The 17,368-nt window shown below is 37.7% G+C and carries 10 protein-coding genes; 6 read left to right on the top strand and 4 right to left on the bottom strand.

Features of this window, described 5'->3' with window-relative positions; all coding sequences use genetic code 11:
* Positions 1–153: 153 nt before the first annotated feature.
* Positions 154–924: a class I SAM-dependent methyltransferase gene (locus ACFILH_RS07245; RefSeq protein ID WP_273790085.1), complete on the top strand. Its 771-nt coding sequence runs from the start codon at positions 154–156 to the stop codon at positions 922–924.
* A 280-nt stretch (positions 925–1,204) separates the two neighbouring features.
* Positions 1,205–1,336 (top strand): DUF4102 domain-containing protein, encoded by a 132-nt coding sequence (locus tag ACFILH_RS07240; RefSeq protein ID WP_375630682.1) that lies wholly within the window; start codon positions 1,205–1,207, stop codon positions 1,334–1,336.
* 500 nt (positions 1,337–1,836) lie between these two features.
* On the opposite strand, the gene ACFILH_RS07235 is transcribed toward ACFILH_RS07240, so the two are convergent.
* The 3 genes from ACFILH_RS07235 to tsaD form a co-directional block, all read right to left on the bottom strand.
* Entirely contained in the window at positions 1,837–2,517 is a 681-nt protein-coding gene (locus ACFILH_RS07235; RefSeq protein ID WP_375630684.1) for a response regulator transcription factor, read from the bottom strand.
* Between the two features lie 894 nt (positions 2,518–3,411).
* Positions 3,412–3,846, bottom strand: coding sequence for an EVE domain-containing protein (locus tag ACFILH_RS07230; RefSeq protein WP_273790082.1), 435 nt, complete (start codon positions 3,844–3,846; stop codon positions 3,412–3,414).
* A gap of 587 nt (positions 3,847–4,433) precedes the next feature.
* Positions 4,434–5,528: a tRNA (adenosine(37)-N6)-threonylcarbamoyltransferase complex transferase subunit TsaD gene (gene tsaD / locus ACFILH_RS07225; RefSeq protein WP_375664881.1), complete on the bottom strand. Its 1,095-nt coding sequence runs from the start codon at positions 5,526–5,528 to the stop codon at positions 4,434–4,436.
* A gap of 286 nt (positions 5,529–5,814) precedes the next feature.
* Between tsaD and ACFILH_RS07220 the strand changes: the two genes are divergently transcribed.
* The 4 genes from ACFILH_RS07220 to ACFILH_RS07205 all read left to right on the top strand — a co-directional run bounded on the left by ACFILH_RS07220 (position 5,815) and on the right by ACFILH_RS07205 (position 11,242).
* Positions 5,815–6,999, top strand: a complete 1,185-nt coding sequence (locus ACFILH_RS07220) for a COG4223 family protein (protein WP_375654304.1) — start codon at positions 5,815–5,817, stop codon at positions 6,997–6,999.
* An 11-nt stretch (positions 7,000–7,010) separates the two neighbouring features.
* Positions 7,011–8,570: a heme biosynthesis protein HemY gene (locus tag ACFILH_RS07215; protein ID WP_375662789.1), complete on the top strand. Its 1,560-nt coding sequence runs from the start codon at positions 7,011–7,013 to the stop codon at positions 8,568–8,570.
* A 144-nt stretch (positions 8,571–8,714) separates the two neighbouring features.
* Positions 8,715–9,461, top strand: a complete 747-nt coding sequence (locus ACFILH_RS07210; RefSeq protein ID WP_273790078.1) for a glutamine amidotransferase — start codon at positions 8,715–8,717, stop codon at positions 9,459–9,461.
* 794 nt (positions 9,462–10,255) lie between these two features.
* The gene (locus ACFILH_RS07205) at positions 10,256–11,242 is read left to right on the top strand and encodes a DUF2125 domain-containing protein (protein ID WP_375658002.1); all 987 of its coding nucleotides are present in this window, start codon (positions 10,256–10,258) and stop codon (positions 11,240–11,242) included.
* A gap of 1,308 nt (positions 11,243–12,550) precedes the next feature.
* On the opposite strand, the gene ACFILH_RS07200 is transcribed toward ACFILH_RS07205, so the two are convergent.
* Positions 12,551–17,260 (bottom strand): NAD-glutamate dehydrogenase, encoded by a 4,710-nt coding sequence (locus ACFILH_RS07200; protein ID WP_375666821.1) that lies wholly within the window; start codon positions 17,258–17,260, stop codon positions 12,551–12,553.
* Positions 17,261–17,368 lie beyond the last annotated feature (108 nt).

The raw sequence follows: 17,368 nt of genomic DNA, 5'->3' as shown, positions 1-17,368 counted from the left end.
CAAAAAATGATTAAAGTGCTTGTAAGGCAATAATTATCCTGCTGTACTGATTTTTTGATCATTTAAGTTTAAAATATGAAATATTAAAATGTTCGCTATTGCGGAAAAAGAGCAGAAGTCCATATAAGTTTGGTATATGAAAATCTGTAATGTTTGAAATTTGTTTCTACATGGTATGTTGAGTTGGATATCGTTACGCTGAAAGATTTTTATGCTTCTGCACTTGGGCTGCGTGTGCAAAAGACGCTGTGTGACCAATTGAATTTATGGTGGCCTGATCTTACGGATAAACGGATTATGGGGTTGGGTTATGCGCTTCCTTATCTTTCTACATTGCGTGAACGTGCCCAACAATGTTTTGCTTTTATGCCAGCTTCTCAGGGTGCTTCGCCTTGGCCTTGTGCTGAGCAAGTTGCTACAGCGCTTGTTTTTGAAGAAGATTTGCCACTTCCTGATGCGTCAGTTGACTGTATTTTATTGGTACATGCATTAGAATATACAGAAAATTCGTTTGAAACGTTGAATGAAATATGGCGTGTTTTAGCACCCAATGGCCACTTGATCGTTATTGTACCTAATCGCTCTGGCTTTTGGGCGCGCAATATTACTACGCCCTTTGGTTATGGCGAACCCTATAGTCGGCAACAAATTACTCGTTTGTTTGAAAAAACAAATTTTGTTTCTGGGCCAATACAAGAAATTGTACATTATATGCCCTCTACGGGTTATGTTTCGCGGTTGTTCTCATTTTTTTATGAGCCATTTGCACGCTATCTTTTGCCTTATTTTGGTGGACTCTTAATGTGTCAGGCACAAAAACGTGTTTATCAGGGTTTGCTCGTACAGCGTCGTCAGTCGCGACGTATTTTTATTCCTGCGTTATCACCACAAGTGCGAAATATTTTAATTTATAAAGATAATTAATCATTTTGCCTTTGGCATAAGAACCGCAAATATAGAAGGATTCTCTTATTTCAATTTTTTGCATTTACAATTAAAAGATATTCTTTTGTACATTATATGTGGAATTGGCATGTGAATAAAAAATCTCAAGTATCTATATACTGAACCATATTTCATGAATAGTGGAAACATTTTAAAAGAAAAAATGCTGGTATCTTCGTAAGCATAAAAATAGCAGAGTCCAAGGGATCTTGCATAATATGGTTCATGGTGGTTAAAAACTGTACAAGGAAGGATTAAAATGCTTCTTATGAACCATCTCTCAAGTGTCAAGGGCTCCTCTGCAACATTGAAATCTAACAAAGTGTGTGATGGTGCCGGCTTGTTCTTTTATAAGGGTAAAGATGGTGGTGCTCAGTGGCTTTATCGTTAGGATAAACATTTAGCGTTATATCATTAATTATACAACCTCTTAAGAGGAGATAAAATCATAAAGAATGGAGGAAAACTATAAAGATAAAAAACATCTCTCAATTTAGGCTAGTGAATATGAGATAAAGCATTGCGTGGAGCGGTTTTTCTGAAAAAAATAATCATAAATAGCACTCATCTAAAGATGATAGTTATGATCAAGAATGTTGCTAAAAGATATCACGATTATTTATATGCGGAACATATTAAAAATTTTAGAAAGAACAAAAGCATGTGAAACAGAAGTTACAAAGTATATCGTGAGGTTTGAAAGCATTTTTGTTTCTGGTTCTCATGTTGAATATTTCGTTTTTTATTCATAATGTTATATATTTTGTTATAAGAGTACAGATAAGAGTAAGTTTTATGTAATAGCATTTGAATTATACGCGAAGTTTTTTTCATCTCGTTTCTGTTTTCATTTAGGATATTAAAATTATTTTTGAAACAGTAAATCTCGAATTAAAGATTTAAACGGTAACCATTTTGATCTGTCATGAGAATTTGTGCATTGGAGGGATCGTTTTCGATTTTTTGTCGCAAACGATAGATATGGGTTTCTAAAGTATGGGTGACAATATTTTCATTATATCCCCAAACTTGTTCTAACAATGTTTCACGGCTGACAATTTTATCATTGGCATAATAGAGACATTTAAGGATCGCTGCTTCTTTTTCTGTGAGACAGATTTTATTGTTGCATTGATCAAGAAGAAGTTTTTGTCTTAATTTAAAAGTATAGGGACCAATATGAAAGGTTGCGTCTTCATTTTGTTCATATTGGCGCAACTGTGCTCGAATTCTCGCTAATAACACCGCAAAGCGAAAGGGTTTTGTCACATAATCATTGGCGCCTGTTTCAAGATCTAAAATATTATCGCAGTCTGTATCATAATTCGTTATCATGATAATGGGGGCACGAAATCCTTGGGAGCGTAATTGTTTAACTGCTTTGCAACCATCAAGATCAGGAAGTTGAAGTCCCAAAATAGTGAGATCAATATTTTCTTCTTGGATTATTTTCATTCCCGCTTCTGCTGTTTTTGCTTGGAAAATTTTAAACTCTTGATGCATTTGCAATTGTTCTACTAAAATGGGGCGTAGATCATCATCTTCAACGATTAAAAGAGTATAGTGGTTCATGTTGTTCCTTATAGGCATGTTGATGCACTGATTGGTATAGTTTCATGAAAAATGAGATTTCATGCAAGAAAAATTAAAAGAGAAAAATTAAAAAAGAGCGTTTCTAAAAAATAAACTTTTATAATTTCTAATGGTTGCTTGCTGAAAAGAAGGTATTCCGTCTGCAGAGTATTTTACGTATTGGTTGGAAGCGTTTTTTATGTTCTAGAACGTGTTTTAGCTATTGAGTGTCATCATCTTTACGCTTTATGGAGAAACAAGCTAGCACTATCATTCACTTTGCCAGCTCGTGGGTGTTGCGGATAGTCCTTGGCACTTGAGACGATTCATAGGAGGAATTTTTAGTTCTTTCTTTCACGGTTTTTATCCATATGGGACTTTCTCCGCTTGTAATGTGCAAGCAAATAGCTTTTGATTGATTCAATATAAACAGGTTGGGAATGAGAGAATCCTGCGGCATGAGGCGCACTCGTCCAACATGCAAAACAATGAACACGCAATATGATGCGTTTTTTAAGCGTGAAGAGAATTGTGCAACACCTAGCACATATGCACTGTTTAGGAGAACTTCACGATCGTTTTTATTGTTTTTATCCACGTTCAGTTTTGTTTTTTTGTTGCATTTGTGTGTGAAGGGGATTGTGTGTTATGTTCGTGGTGGTGCTTATTATAATCGTTGAGCAAGCTTTGCCTTTAGCAATGCCGAAAAGATGCATCATAAAGAGGCTTTTTGTGTAATTTGGAAGGAGACTGTATTGAGAAAGAGTGCAGGATAAAAAATATCATATTTATGCATTTAGCATAAGAATACCTCAACAGAAGGATGTGTTGAGCTTATTCTTCTGCGCTATGAAGTATCTTTTTATATGAGTTAATGAATAAAAAATTATTGTTTTAAGATAAAAGCATTTCCTCCTTAAGGTTGCCCATCAAACAGACTTCTTTCCATTCATCTTCTGTTACGGGTTGCACTGATAAGCGGCTGGCTTTGACCAGCACCATATTTGCTAGTTTGGGATTGGCTTTAATTTGTTTTAATGAAACAGGTGTTGGCATGTCACAAAGTGCACGGATGTCCACACATTCCCAGCGTGGATCAGAGCTTGTAGAATCAGGGTGCGCTTCAGCACATATTTCTACAATTCCTACAATTTCTAAACCTTTATTTGAATGATAAAAAAAACCTTTATCGCCATATTTCATAGCGCGCATATTATTACGGGCTTGATAATTGCGTACACCATCCCATTGTTCGCCATTAACTCCTTTTTTCTTTTGCATCTCCCATGACCATTTATGGGGTTCAGATTTAAAAAGCCAATAAGCCATGAGTTCTCCTTTTTCATAGACTGTTATGTATTTTTATAAGTATCTTTGTAATACCATCAACGATGATTTTTAAAATGGGGTAAAGAACGGCTATTATCTGTTTTTTCTTGTTTCAAAATAGAGAGACGCGCTCCATTGATATTTCATGTTGTATAAAGGTATTTTGCTCTTTTCTTATCTTTTCAGCTATGGTTTGAAATGCGGTCACTATAAGAGTTTTTGGGAAAAAATGAAGAAAATTGGTTCTAAAAAGCTTTAAGATTACAATGATAATGAAACGAATGAATGGTCAAAGATGAAGAGGTCAACGAATGGCATTCATATCTATGCTTCGTGGGAGAGAGTAGATCTTATTATGCTGTAAAATACCGTCATTTGAAATGTAATGATATAAGGCAGTTTTTTTGAAACATGAAGGTTTTCAGAATATGTGGTGAATATTTAGGTTTACGTGTCGAGCTTTGGGTTAAGTGAATTGTGTGAGTGGGAAGCAGGTGGAAGCTGCTCGATAGAGAATTCGGGCTATCTATAGACCGGATTGAGTAGAAATCTTCGTTCTTTAAGGTGTGTGTGGGACGTCAATTTTATTATGCTTTTGTTCCACGGCGTCCCATCCCGATCAAGGGCGCGGCGTTTTCATCTAATGGCCAGCGTGAGCGGGGTGCAATGTCAAGAGAGCTTGTTTCTCCTCGTGCGAGTTTTTGTGCACCGGCAAAAGCAATCATTGCAGCATTATCGGTACACAAGGAAAGAGGAGGGGCTATAAATTCAAAACCATGTTGATGGGCAAGGTCTTGCAACGTAGAGCGAATGGCTTGGTTTGCGGCAACACCGCCTGCGACAACCAAAGCAGGAGAACGCTTTTCTTGATCATGAGAGAGAGGATATTGGTGGGCAAAGTGTTGTAGGGCTAGGTGAATACGATCATGTACTGTATCGGTCACGGCGGCTTGAAAACTTGCGGCAATGTCAGCAATATCATTTTCTGTAAGGGGAGCTATGGCTGTTGCGGCTTGTCGAACAGCAGTTTTGAGTCCTGAAAAAGAAAAGTCTAACCGTTTTTCACCTTTTAAAGGTCGTGGAAGAGGGATGCGATTTTTATCACCAAATAAAGCTGCTTTTTCAAGTGCTGGTCCACCAGGATAAGGAAGACCTAAAAGTTTTGCTGTTTTATCAAATGCTTCTCCTAATGCATCATCAATAGTGGTTCCTAAACGTTGGTAGTTACCTACTCCATGAACAATGATTGTTTGTGTATGACCCCCTGAAACTAAAAGTAATAAATAAGGAAAGCTGACGTTGTGCGTTAACACAGCTGTTAAAGCATGTCCCTCTAAGTGATTTACCGCAATAAATGGCTTGCCAGTGGCAAGAGAGAGTGCTTTTGCGCTCATAACGCCTACTAACAATCCTCCTATCAAACCAGGACCACTGGTGGCTGCAATGCCATCAATATCTTTTAATTTTGTGTTTGCTTCTGTTAGTGCTTGCAGAATTAAATGATCAAGAACTTCAACATGGGCTCGAGCAGCAATTTCAGGAACAACACCGCCGTAAGGTGCATGGTGATCAATTTGACTCCAAACAACATTGGAAAGAATTCGGCTGTTTGATTCATTGTTATATTCAATGACAGCCGCTGCCGTTTCATCACAACTTGTTTCTATTCCCAGCAGACGCATTTTAAACAAAACCTTATATTGAAGCTTCTTTCTTGCGTGCGTACCATGAACAGAAAAAGATGGAAAGTATTTCTCTTAGAATTGTTTTTTCTATTTCTTTGAATTTTATGATATCGTTGATTAAAAAATAAAGCTGTATTTTCGAGTATAAAATGCAAATGTTTTTTTAAAAACTTGTCTATTAAAGGCGATACTTGTAAATATTATTGAGAAAAGCTGCGTTTTTAAAACTTTTTTCATTTTATTATTTTATCATTAAAAAAAGTGTGCACGAAAAGTGACAGAGATGGTCGATTCTTCAAAACCAAAAGTTAAACCACATTATGCTGGTACGCGCCGTAAGAAACCAGTTATTGAACATGAAGCTGTTCCCCATGATTCAGAGGAAAAAATCCACAATTCTGTAGAATCTCATGCGCGAGAAAAACAGAATATGCAAGGTCAGGATAAAAGTCCCTCTAGTACAACTTGGCTTTTCTTATCCCTTTCTGGGATTTTGGGAGGATTCATTGCTTTGGGAATTTTTATGGGGCTTCAATGGGCTGGTTTTTTTCCTTCTCCTTTTGTGGAAAATTCTGCTGGAGGAGAAAAAGCTTTGCAGATTGCTGAAGCCGCAAAAAGTCAAGGTGAAGACACAAAGGAACAATTGAGGCGGGTCTTTCAAGAAATCGATGCGTTAAAAACAGAGTTGTCTTCTTTTTCATCACAACAGTTTAAAACAACGAAAAATGATGAACTATCGAAAGAAGAAAGCAAAAAAGCTTTTGCGATTTTAGAGGAAAAAGTAAAAGCTCTTGAAGAAATTGTACAAACTTTTGTTAGAAAGTCGAAAGATATAGAGACGGCTTTGTCTGTTGGGCAGAGCAATGCAAATGATCTTGCTGCGTTAAAACAACAGTTAGAAGCACTACAGGAAGAAACTGCTGTTAAAAATAGTAAGAAAAAAGAAATAGATACCGCGCTCTTTACTGCAATTAGTTCATTAAAAAATGCTGTAGAGCGTGGTGGATCTTATAATAATGAACTAAAGCTGTTACAGCAATTATCGCCTTCGATTAATGGACTTGATGTGTTGCAAAAAACAGCTACTGTGGGTCTTCCAAGTTCAGCACAACTTTCAGTTGATTTTGCTCATGTTGCCGATGCAATTGTTGGTACGCAAAATCTTGTTGCGTCAGATGCTGGTTTTTTTGACCGAATTTTAGCGTGGATAAAAGGGCTCATTGTTTCGCGACCGATTGGAAATGTTGAAGGGACAACGCTGGAGGCTATTGCGGCACGCATGGAAGTTGCCATTCAAGCTGGTGATTACGAAAAGGCTTTGAGCGAATGGCAATCATTGCCTCAAAGTGCAAAAGATGTTTCAATGGATTTTGTTAAGCAGCTTGAAAGACATATTGCTATTCAACAGTTGTTGCAGCAATTGTTATTGTCTGTGCAACAAGGATCTTTTAAAGCAACAAAGATGTAAATAGGCCCAAGATGATACGTGTTTTTATTTATATTTTTGTTGTTTGTATCCTCGGTTTAGCTTTCACGTGGGTTGCTAATCACAATGGTATTTTTGTTCTCACATTTTTGCATTTCAGATTTTCTGCTTCATTTCTTACAGTGTTAAGTGTGCTTATTTTGTTTTTTATAACGCTGGTGCTTTTATGGTGGTTATTATCTTTCTTTTTTTCCATACCGAGTGCTCTTTCCAATTATTTTTATAAACGCCACCAAAAGCGTGGTTACGAAGCTCTTTCAAAGGGGATTCTTGCAACTTTTGCTGGTGATAGTATGGTTGCGCAAAAAATGGAAGCACGGGTTGCTAAATATCTTGCAGGAAAACAAGAGCCATTGGTAAAACTCTTACAGGCGCAAACCTTGTCTTTACAAAATGACTCTGTTCGCGCCATCGGTCTTTATGAGGAGATGAGAAAGGAAGATCCGACAAAACTGGTTGGACTTTATGGTTTGTTTCGTGAAGCAATGAAGAGTAAAGCTTATGAGGCAGCGCAACAATATGCCGAAGAGGCACTGACCTTATCGCCAGCACTTTTATGGGCGCATAAGGCGGTGCTTGATCGGTTAAGTGCTGAAGGTAAATGGGATAAGGCACTTACTGTTTTTGAAAGAACGCAAAAAGCTCTCCCGCGTTCTGCTCGCGCGACTCCAGAGCGGCAGCATATACAGGTTTTACTACTAAGTGGGCAGGCACTTTCTTTGTTTGATACACATCCTGTACAAGCACGTGAAGCTATTTTGAAAGCCCATAAATTGGCGCCTGATTTTGTTCCAATAATAGTTATTGCTGCTGATATTCTTTATAAGTTAAATGAAACGCGTAAAGCGGATAAAATGATTATAGCGGCTTGGCAAAAGAATCCTCATCCTGATTTGGGGACGCTTTATCTTGAAAGAGAAGAAGGAGCCATTGGGCGATTGAAAAGGGCTAAGACACTTGCTTCTTATAATAAAGATGCATTTGAGTCGGCTTTTCTTATTGCTAAAGCAGCTTTGGATGCTGGTGAAACAGCATTAGCAAGAGAGAAGGCACAAAAAGCATTACAATGTCATCCACGGGAAAGTGTTTATTTATTGTTGGCAGATATTGAAGAGGCACAGGGAAACAATCAAGGTGCTGTGCGTCAATGGCTTTCTTTAGCACTTCGTGCTGAACGTGATCCAGTATGGATGTGTGATGGGTCCATTTTTTCTTCTTGGTCAGCGGTTTCTCCAATCAGTGGACGTTTGGGCTGTTTTGAATGGAAGGCGCCTCCCTGTATGCCTTCTCTCACATTAGAGGCGGACAATATTGTGCCGAAAAAGCAAGACAAAGAGTATGTTATGGGAAAAAGTGATGATGTTGAAGATAAGAAGCTGGAAAAATTAACACCTATAGATAATTCTCTTTTGCATAATGTGCAGGTGGAGAAACAAGATATAAAAGAACAAGATGTAAAAATGTTCAGTCAAATTCATTTAAATGTTGATGATCCAGGGGTTAAAACAGAAGAAGAAACATCTTTATCGAGGAAAAAGTTTCGTTTATTTTAAATTGCACCAATGGATAATATGAGTGTTTTCTCAGAAGAACAATTGACCTAGAAGAAAAAATATCGTTAGTCTTGTCCAATAAAATTATTCTCTTATGCTTTAAAAATAAAGTTTTGCTTGGTAGCAGAGGTGATTGGTTAAAAAATGTTTTTAAATCAGAGATGTCTTGATAAAAAACAAAAAAATAACAAACCAAGGATTGCTGTCGTTATTCATCGGCGGTCTACCTATACTGGTCGTTTGGGAAAATTTTTACAACAAAAAGGTTTTGTTCTTGATATTTATCGTCCTATTTTTGGACAAAAACTCCCTGATACATTAGAGCATTATGCCGGCGTTGTTATTTTAGGGGGGCCGATGAGTGTGAATGACAGCGAAGCTTATATTGGTGAGGAAATTGATTGGATTTCGTTATCACTAAAGGAAAATAAGCCTTTTTTGGGTATTTGTCTTGGAGCACAAATGTTAGCGCGAAATCTAGGGGGGCGCGTTGGTACAAGAAGTGATGGGACTGTTGAAGTCGGCTGGTATCCACTAGAAGCAACCCCACAAGGGAAGGAATTGATGAATTGGCCAGAAATGGTCTACCATTTCCATGATGAAGGTATTTATGATTTACCGAAAGAGGCAATGCTTTTGGCAACAGGGAATACATATCCTACACAAGCTTTTCGTTATGGAAACAATGCATGGGGCTTGCAGTTTCATGCTGAGTTTACACGCGCTATGATGCGGCGTTTGGTCGTGCGTTCGGCACATAAATTGACTGAAAAAGGTGCTCAACCTGCTTGTGCACATTTGAAAGGTCGTTTAATCTATGATCGAGCTTTGAGCCAATGGTTTGAAAGCGCATTACACCAGATTTTTTGTACACCGCCCGTACTTGTGTGATTATTGACAACGCATTGATTTATATAGATAATTTACTGTTTTGCATATTGAATGAGAACCCCGAATATCGTAAGGTTTTCTCATTCCAAACCTGTGTATGTTGACTCAATAAAAACCTCTTGCTTGCTGTCACAAGTAGGGCTGGCGTGTGGGCAAAAACTGTATAAGAAAAGACTAAAAATGCTTCTTATGAACTGTCTTAAGTGCCAAGGGCTATCGCAAAATTGTGGGGGTAGCCAAATATAATGATGGTGCTGGCTTTGCTCCTCAATAAGCGTAAAGATGGGGGTGCTCAATGGTTTTATCGTTAAGAAACACTATTCATTATCATTTTTTTGTGCTGTAAAACAGTATGGTTTAAGGCAGAGGTAGAAAATCTATGTAAAACTTTACACATGAGGTGTTTTTTGTTAAAGGGTGTAAAGGGTTTTTTAAGAAAATCTTGTTTGTTGAGCTTATGAGATACTGTACTTTAGAACGATGTATAGGGACTTCTTGAAGTGACCAGTAGATAAAATCCGGTCGATTAAGAAGTTGGATTGTGTATAAACTGACCGTGGTTGGGAATCTTTATCCTTTTTAGGGTGGGGAGGAAGTTAAGAGATAAAGAAAGTTTGAATATTGTCTAAATCCTTTCAAATACCATCATCACAAAAAAGTTTTTCTTTGAGTTATTTAATTTGTGGGCTCTTTTGTCTTGCTTTGGTATTTATTTATAGCGCGCTCTGGTTTTTTTTTCACGTAAAATAGAAGACTATGTTTCTGATATATTCACAAAAATATCTTCCCATAATATGGCGGCGGTATGTGAGAATGTGCACAAGGATGGTTATCCTTTACGTGTCGGTGTTGTTTGTGACAAGTTTCAATTTTCTTGGCCTTTACATGGGGTTTCTTTATCGACGGGGCGTTTGACAGCTGGTGCACCAATTTATGCACCTCATTTGGTCGAGTTTAATGTTCATTCCCCTGCATTAATTGTTTTTTCTGGAAAAACTTCCATAGTATCCAGTTGGCGCAATTTGATGATTGAAACAGAACCTTATTGGAAAACGGGTAAGACATTGAAGTTTATAGCTGAAGGGCTTGAGATTTCACCTTTTTCTTCTTCCCTTGAAGGTCAAAAGCTTCAAGAAGCGTTAGGAGCACAAACGACAGATAAAAAAACGACACAAGAAAATATTGAAGATCAGGCATCTTTGCAAAATACGCATAACGTGATTATTCAGCCGTTAGAGCCAAAAGAAGCTTCCCCAAAAATAACGGCAGAATTTTTTCGACTTGATCTTAAACATGAAAAGAATGATTTATCGGGACATATAACTTTTGACGGTTTTGATGCTTCTCCCTTTTTAAAATCTTCTTTTGTTGATATTCCTAAAATTGATGGCAATTTGAAATGGATTTTAAATGATGCCTCTCTTCTGTTTGAAAATGAAGAAAAAAATTGGCAACAGCGATTGTATGGAAAAAGTGGACTTTTAAAGCAAGGTGAATTGACTTTTCATACAGGTGGTGCAGTGCGTATTAGTGGACCTTTTTCTTTTGATGATGAAGGATATTTGACAGCAAAATTTGAACTTGTCCTTATTCAGTCTATGAAACTTCTTGACACTCTGCAGCGCTTATTTCCCGCGCAAACCAATAATCTTCAAGCGTTATTTTTTATTTTAGGTGCTTTGCCTAAAAATGCGGACGGCGCTCCCGTTCTTTCCTTGCTCATTAACAATGGGTGGGTAAAATTAGGCTTTTTAAAACTTGGTCGTCTTGCTCCGCTTTAGGTGTTGTACCAAAGCCTTTTTTAATTTTTACCACAAAATTTCGATTTTTTCTGATTTTCATACTTTTTTGCAATTTTAGAGTGTCAAAATCTATTTTAACAAAATGCGTATTTAATGGTAAAAAAAATAGCTATAAAAATAAAAAATTACCACCTACTCCTAATTCGTCCAACCTCTTTTCACTTAGTACAAAATCTTATATCAAACTACATATAGTAACAGTGTTTGTATGGAAAAAGTGGCATTTTAAAGTATGCTGAATTGTCTTTTTATACAGGTGGTGTGGTGCTTGTTAGGAACCTTTTTCTTTATATATGGAATGAGCATATTGCATATATCTGTTTGGGAGTAATCTCTTAAAACAAGTAAATAGCCTAGTTGGAGGAGAATATGAAGTTGTAAAGGGAAAATCAACATCCATCTTTACTGTCATTTTTTATTCGATTTTACGCATTTCAAAAGCAGTTACAGTTATATCATTTTAAATGATAGATTAAGCTTATCCTTTTATTTCTGATGTTTTTTAATGAAGCTATATGTCTTCCACGTAAAACAGAATATATTTGTATTGCATATTTACGCATTTGTTAAAAAAATATTTCTCAGTGCTTCTTATTTTACGATGTCGCCTATGAATGGTATAACGATAGAGCCATTAAGGGCTACCATCTTTTCGGTTATGGAGTAATAAGCTGGGGCAACACCATCATATTATATTTGCTAACTCCCAATGTTACTGCGGATTTTGGCATTTGAGGCGGTTTATGAGGGGCATTTTTAGTCTTTTCTTTACTGTTTTTATCTATTCGGCTTTCCCATTTGCAATATGCAAGGGGAAATGGGGTTAATTGATTGAATATAAACAGATTTTAAATGAGACAAATTTAGAATATCGGATTATCAGTTATCATAAAAATGATAAAATTATGATTGTAAATCAATATATTATATTTTTATGATGAAGGATATTTGACAGTAAAATCTGAATTTATTTTTTATTTTGAGTGCTCTGTCTAAAAATGCAGGATAGGGCTTTCGTTCTTCCCTTGCTGATTAGTCATGGGGGGATAGAACGGAGCAAAAGCTTAGCTGTTTTGTACTGCTTTTAAGTCTGAAAGTTTATGTTTTTAGGGTGAGAAATCAATCCTACTGTTTTTTTGAAATTGTTGCAAACAATTCTATTGTGATAAATAGCGAGATTTTTATTGTTGGTGTTATGTCTAAAATGCAAACTTCTGCTCTGTCTTAGTTGGTTTGTCGTGGTGGTGGGATAGAACGGGAGATTGAGTGGGTCGTTTTGTATTTGCTTTAGGTTTGAAAGCCAATATTTTGAAGTTGAGAAATCAATCCTGCTGCAAAAGTAAAACGAGAAATATTGAGATCATTTTCAATAAGGGCGCTAATGCGGTTTGTAATGTTGTGAATATGATCTTCTTCTGTTTTTTTCCAAGTGTCAAAAGGATCTTTTTTCTTTCCATAATTTTTGAGGATTTTCATAACGATTTGCCGAAAGCTTTCAGAAACATTTTCTTTGGCTTGGCTTAAAGCCATACTATCATAATAATCTACTACAGGGATTATACGACTTGCTTCGTTAATGCGGTTTATACGAATGATTTGCGCAAGTGAAAAGTAGATCTCTGCGGTTTTAATAAGATCACTGTTGCTTTTTTTTGCAATTAAAGAAATATCACATATTGTTGAAGCAGCTTCCAAGAGAGCTAATTGTTTCGCTAATGCTTTTGGTGCTCCCTCTTCACTGTAGTGTAATGCTTTTTCTTCAATCTTTTGCTTAATATCGTTGTCGTGAGAATGCATAAGCTCTTTTTCAATAACGCTACGGGCTTGCTTTATTGTTTTTACAATTTCTTCTAATGGACGTGAGAGATCTATGTTGTGCAAACCCCAATTGGTTGTTTCAAAGAGCATTGGGGTCATTGCTGCGTAGAATTTATTTTGGACAAGACCGGGTATTTTATTATCAAGCTTATCAATTTGCTCAGACAATTGAGGAATTTCGAAACCATCGCGGATGGCAATGAAAACGCGAATAATATTTTCAGTCTTTTGTTCTGTTGCATCGTGTAGTCTATTAACAAAAGTGGGGCCTCCACGATTTACAATATCGTTGGCAATCAGCGTTGCGATAATATTACGACGCAATTGATGGTTAATAACTTCCTTCTTAAAATTTTCTTGAATTTGGGTTGGAAAATAGTTCAGCAAGGTTGTATTGAAATAGTGATCATCAACAATGGGGCTATTAGCAATTTCTTCTTTTAAGGTCAATTTAGCATAGGCAAAAATAACGGCGAGTTCTGGACGGAGAAGACCTTTGCCTTGGGTTGTTCTTTGTCGTAAAATTTGCTCATCAGGGAGTATTTCAACTCTGCGATCTAGAAGCTTTTTTTGTTCCAAGTCGTGCATAAAGCGTATTTGATAGGGCAAATCAGCAGTGCTCTGGTTTTCCGCCAAAGAAAGCGCAAGAGGTTGTAGATAATTGTTGCGCAAGACGAGTTGCTCGACTTGAGGCGTCATTTTTTTCAAGAGCTTATTGCGATCTTCGCGGGTTAACGTTTTGGCACGTAGTGCTGATGCAAGAACAATTTTGAGATTGACCTCAATATCAGAACAATTAACACCAGCAGAATTGTCAATGGCATCCGTATTGCATCGACCACCATTTGAGACATATTCAATTCGTCCACGTTGTGTAACACCAAGATTAGCCCCTTCGCCAATAATTTTTGCACGCACTTGTTCTCCGGTAATGCGTATTGCATCATTTGCACGATCACCTACTTGGGCATCGTTTTCTGTTGCAGCACGGATATAAGTACCAATGCCACCGAACCATAAAAGATCAACAGGGGCTTTGAGAAGAGCAGAGATAATTTCAAAGGGTGTTCCTGTTTGTTTTTCGAAACCAATGGCTTGTGCTGCTTCAGGTGAGAGAGTAATGGTTTTTTCTTTTCGTGAGAAGATACCACCGCCCTTTGATAATTTGCTTTGGTCGTAATCCTGCCAGCTTGAGCGAGGCAGTTTGAAGAGACGCGTACGCTCTGCATAGCTTTCGTCTATGTTCGGATCTGGATCAATAAAAATATCGCGGTGATCAAAAGCGGCAATCAATTTTGTTTGTTTGGAAAGCAGCATTCCATTGCCAAAGACATCACCAGACATATCGCCAACACCGACACAGGTGAAGGGCGTTGTTTGAATATCGTGATTAAATGATTCTCTAAAATGTCTTTTGACGGCTTCCCATGCACCTTTAGCTGTAATACCAATGTCTTTGTGGTCGTAACCTGCTGAGCCTCCAGAGGCAAAAGCATCATCGAGCCAAAAGTGATTTGCTTGGCTGATGGCGTTGGCTGTATCAGAAAAAGTTGCTGTTCCTTTGTCTGCCGCGACAACAAAATAGGGGTCAGGGTCATCATGACAGATGACATTATGGGGAGAACTTATTTTGCCGTTAATCAGATTGTCTGTGATGGAGAGCAAAGCTGTGATAAAGTCTGTATAAGCTTGTCGTGCTGCTTCTATGATGACAGCACGGTCATTTGTTTGGGGAAGCCGATGGGGATAGAAGCCACCTTTTGCACCTGCAGGAACGATAACTGCATTTTTAACTTGTTGGGCTTTGACTAAGCTAAGCACTTCGGTGCGATAATCTAATGCACGGTCAGACCAACGAATGCCGCCACGAGCGATAGGTCCAAAACGCAAATGGACCCCTTCAACTTCTGGTCCATAAACAAAAATTTCTCGGTAAGGGCGCGGTTCAGGCAAACCTTCAATCTGGCGTGGATTTAATTTGGTGGCTAAAATACGCCGTGGATTTCCATCAGGAAGAGGCGTAAAGGCATTCGTTCGTAAACTCGCCTCGATAAGGTTACAATAACGGCGTAAGATCAGGTCATCATCTAAACCAGAGACTTTCCGTAATTTTTCTTCAATGCGCTTTTGAATAACTTGTTGGTTTTTTTCCCGTTCTTTTTCTGTATGGCTTTGATGAAATTTTAAATGAAATAAAGCATAAAGATCTTGGGTAATGTCAGGATAAGCATTTAAAGTTTGGGCAACGCGATCTTGCGAATAAGGAATTCCAGCTTGTTGGAGATAGCGCCCATAATGGCGCAAAATAACAATTTCATGCCAATCAAGCTCAGCTGTTTGTGTGAGAGCATTAAAGCCGTCATTATCAGCATTTTGTGCCCAAATGGCTTCAAAGGTTTCGGCGTGTTTTTGCCCGTCTTTTTCAAAATCGATACAGCGCTGGAAAGTACTTTCCAGCTGCATATCATGAAGATACACAGAGCGCCCATTGCCATCTGGTAATTCAAGGGTTTGTTCAGCAATAACGCGAAACCCCATATTTTCAAGGAGTGGTACACGTTTGGAAAGGGCAAGAGCTTCATGGCGGTGAAAAAGCCGAAGAGAAATGTACTGTTTTTCTTTGTTTTGTGCGTGATAAAAGATCACGAAAAGGGGCTTTTCATCATGAAGACTTAGAATATGTCCGGCATCGTTAATAGCGTCTTCAGCTGAAAATAAATCACGATAGCTGTTGGGGAATTCACTGGCTAGACGTGTTTGTTGCTCTGTTATTTTCTGGGTAAGAGCGATGGCTTGAACCCTGTCTTCCCAACTTCGTGCAATCGAACGTACATGTTGTTCAAGTGTGGAGCGCTCATGAAGGGGAACAGTTTCGTTTCCTTTGCGATGGATGATATAATAGACACGTATAAGGGTGCTTTCCAAAAATAGCGGATAAGATTCAAAAAAGTCACCTTTATAAAGCTCAACAAAATGTTCGCCAACTTTTTCACGCAAGCTGCTGCTATATTGGTCACGCGGTACGTAGACAAGGATAGAAACAAAGCGTCCAAAAGAATCAGTGTGGGCAAGAACCCGTAAACGTGGGCGCTCATCTAATTGTAGAATAAGCTTAGTGTTTTCTGTCAATGTATCAACATCAGAGCGAAACATTTCATCTCTTGGATAGGTTTCTAAAGCACTGATGAGTGCTTTTCCTGAATAATCGGCGTGATTGTGTCCAAGTCGTTGAATAATAGTTCGGGCTTTTTCTTTTAAGAAAGGAATTTGCAAAATAGAACGTGTATAAGCTGAGGAGGTAAAAAGCCCTACAATGCGTAATTCTCCACAGAGTTGGTTTTCTTTATCAAAGATTTTAAGACCAATATAATCGAGCCAAACAGAACGGTGAATTTTGGAGCGGCTGTTCGCTTTTGTCACGATAAACAGATTATCGCTTTCCATGAAGGATAAAACTTCTTGAGGAGGTTCTTTCATGCTTTTATCGTCAACAATATGAATAGAAGCATCCGTGAGTATACCAAGTTCAATATTACTGGCTGTAAAGGATTTTAGGGGTTTTTGGTCTTTGATGAAGTTGTAAGTGCGCATACCAAGGAAAATGAAATTATCGTCCATTAGCCAGTGAAGAAATTCAATAGCTTTTTCGCCTTCTTGTTTGTAGTGTGGGGGAAGACTTATTTGGTAGGCATGAATCTGCTTTTCAACTTCTTCAAGCATAGGTTTCCAGTCTTGTACAGCAGCATTAACCTGTTCAAGAACTAAGGTGAGTTCATTTTCAAGTTTTTGTATTTGCTGTTTGTTTAATGACTCGATGTGAATTTGCATCAGACTGATGCGTTTTCCAGAAGCACAATCAATAATGGGGTGTGCAATCAAATAGATATGGTTTTTGTGTTGATTAAAAACATTTAAAATAGAATCGAGAAGAAAGGGTTTGTTATCATTGACAAGCGTGATAACGGTTATAGGTCTGTTACTACGGGTTAAATTTTGCTCAAAGCAGATGGTATTTTTTCCCGTCTGATGGAGATTAAAAGCTTTTACCGCGATGGCTGTGGCTTTTTGAAGTTCTTCATTTTCGTAATAAGCAATATCTTCTTTATCGGTTTGGGCAAAAAGGATTTGTTCTATTTTATCTTGGGTGTTTTTTGTCTCTGTTTTTTTTTGTTGCAACACATTCACTCTCCCTTTTTGCTCTTAAGGGGTCTTTAATTAAAAGCAGACCATTATATTTTTTATATACTGTAGCACCTTCTTTCTAAAGAAAATAGCTCTTTATTTGGA

The sequence above is a fragment of the Bartonella sp. CL435QHHD genome, from assembly GCF_042195095.1.
Lineage (GTDB): Bacteria > Pseudomonadota > Alphaproteobacteria > Rhizobiales > Rhizobiaceae > Bartonella.
The sequence above is the reverse complement of the archived record's forward strand: the minus strand, read 5'-3'. Positions and strand labels throughout refer to the sequence as shown.

Excerpts from the sequence above, each read along its gene's own strand:
- ACFILH_RS07215 (WP_375662789.1), top strand. The coding sequence starts at position 7,011 with ATGATACGTGTTTTTATTTATATTTTTGTTGTTTGTATCCTCGGTTTA.
- ACFILH_RS07240 (WP_375630682.1), top strand. The coding sequence starts at position 1,205 with ATGCTTCTTATGAACCATCTCTCAAGTGTCAAGGGCTCCTCTGCAACA.
- ACFILH_RS07230 (WP_273790082.1), bottom strand. The coding sequence starts at position 3,846 with ATGGCTTATTGGCTTTTTAAATCTGAACCCCATAAATGGTCATGGGAG.
- ACFILH_RS07235 (WP_375630684.1), bottom strand. The coding sequence starts at position 2,517 with ATGAACCACTATACTCTTTTAATCGTTGAAGATGATGATCTACGCCCC.
- ACFILH_RS07220 (WP_375654304.1), top strand. The coding sequence starts at position 5,815 with ATGGTCGATTCTTCAAAACCAAAAGTTAAACCACATTATGCTGGTACG.
- tsaD (WP_375664881.1), bottom strand. The coding sequence starts at position 5,528 with ATGCGTCTGCTGGGAATAGAAACAAGTTGTGATGAAACGGCAGCGGCT.
- ACFILH_RS07205 (WP_375658002.1), top strand. The coding sequence starts at position 10,256 with ATGGCGGCGGTATGTGAGAATGTGCACAAGGATGGTTATCCTTTACGT.
- ACFILH_RS07210 (WP_273790078.1), top strand. The coding sequence starts at position 8,715 with ATGTTTTTAAATCAGAGATGTCTTGATAAAAAACAAAAAAATAACAAA.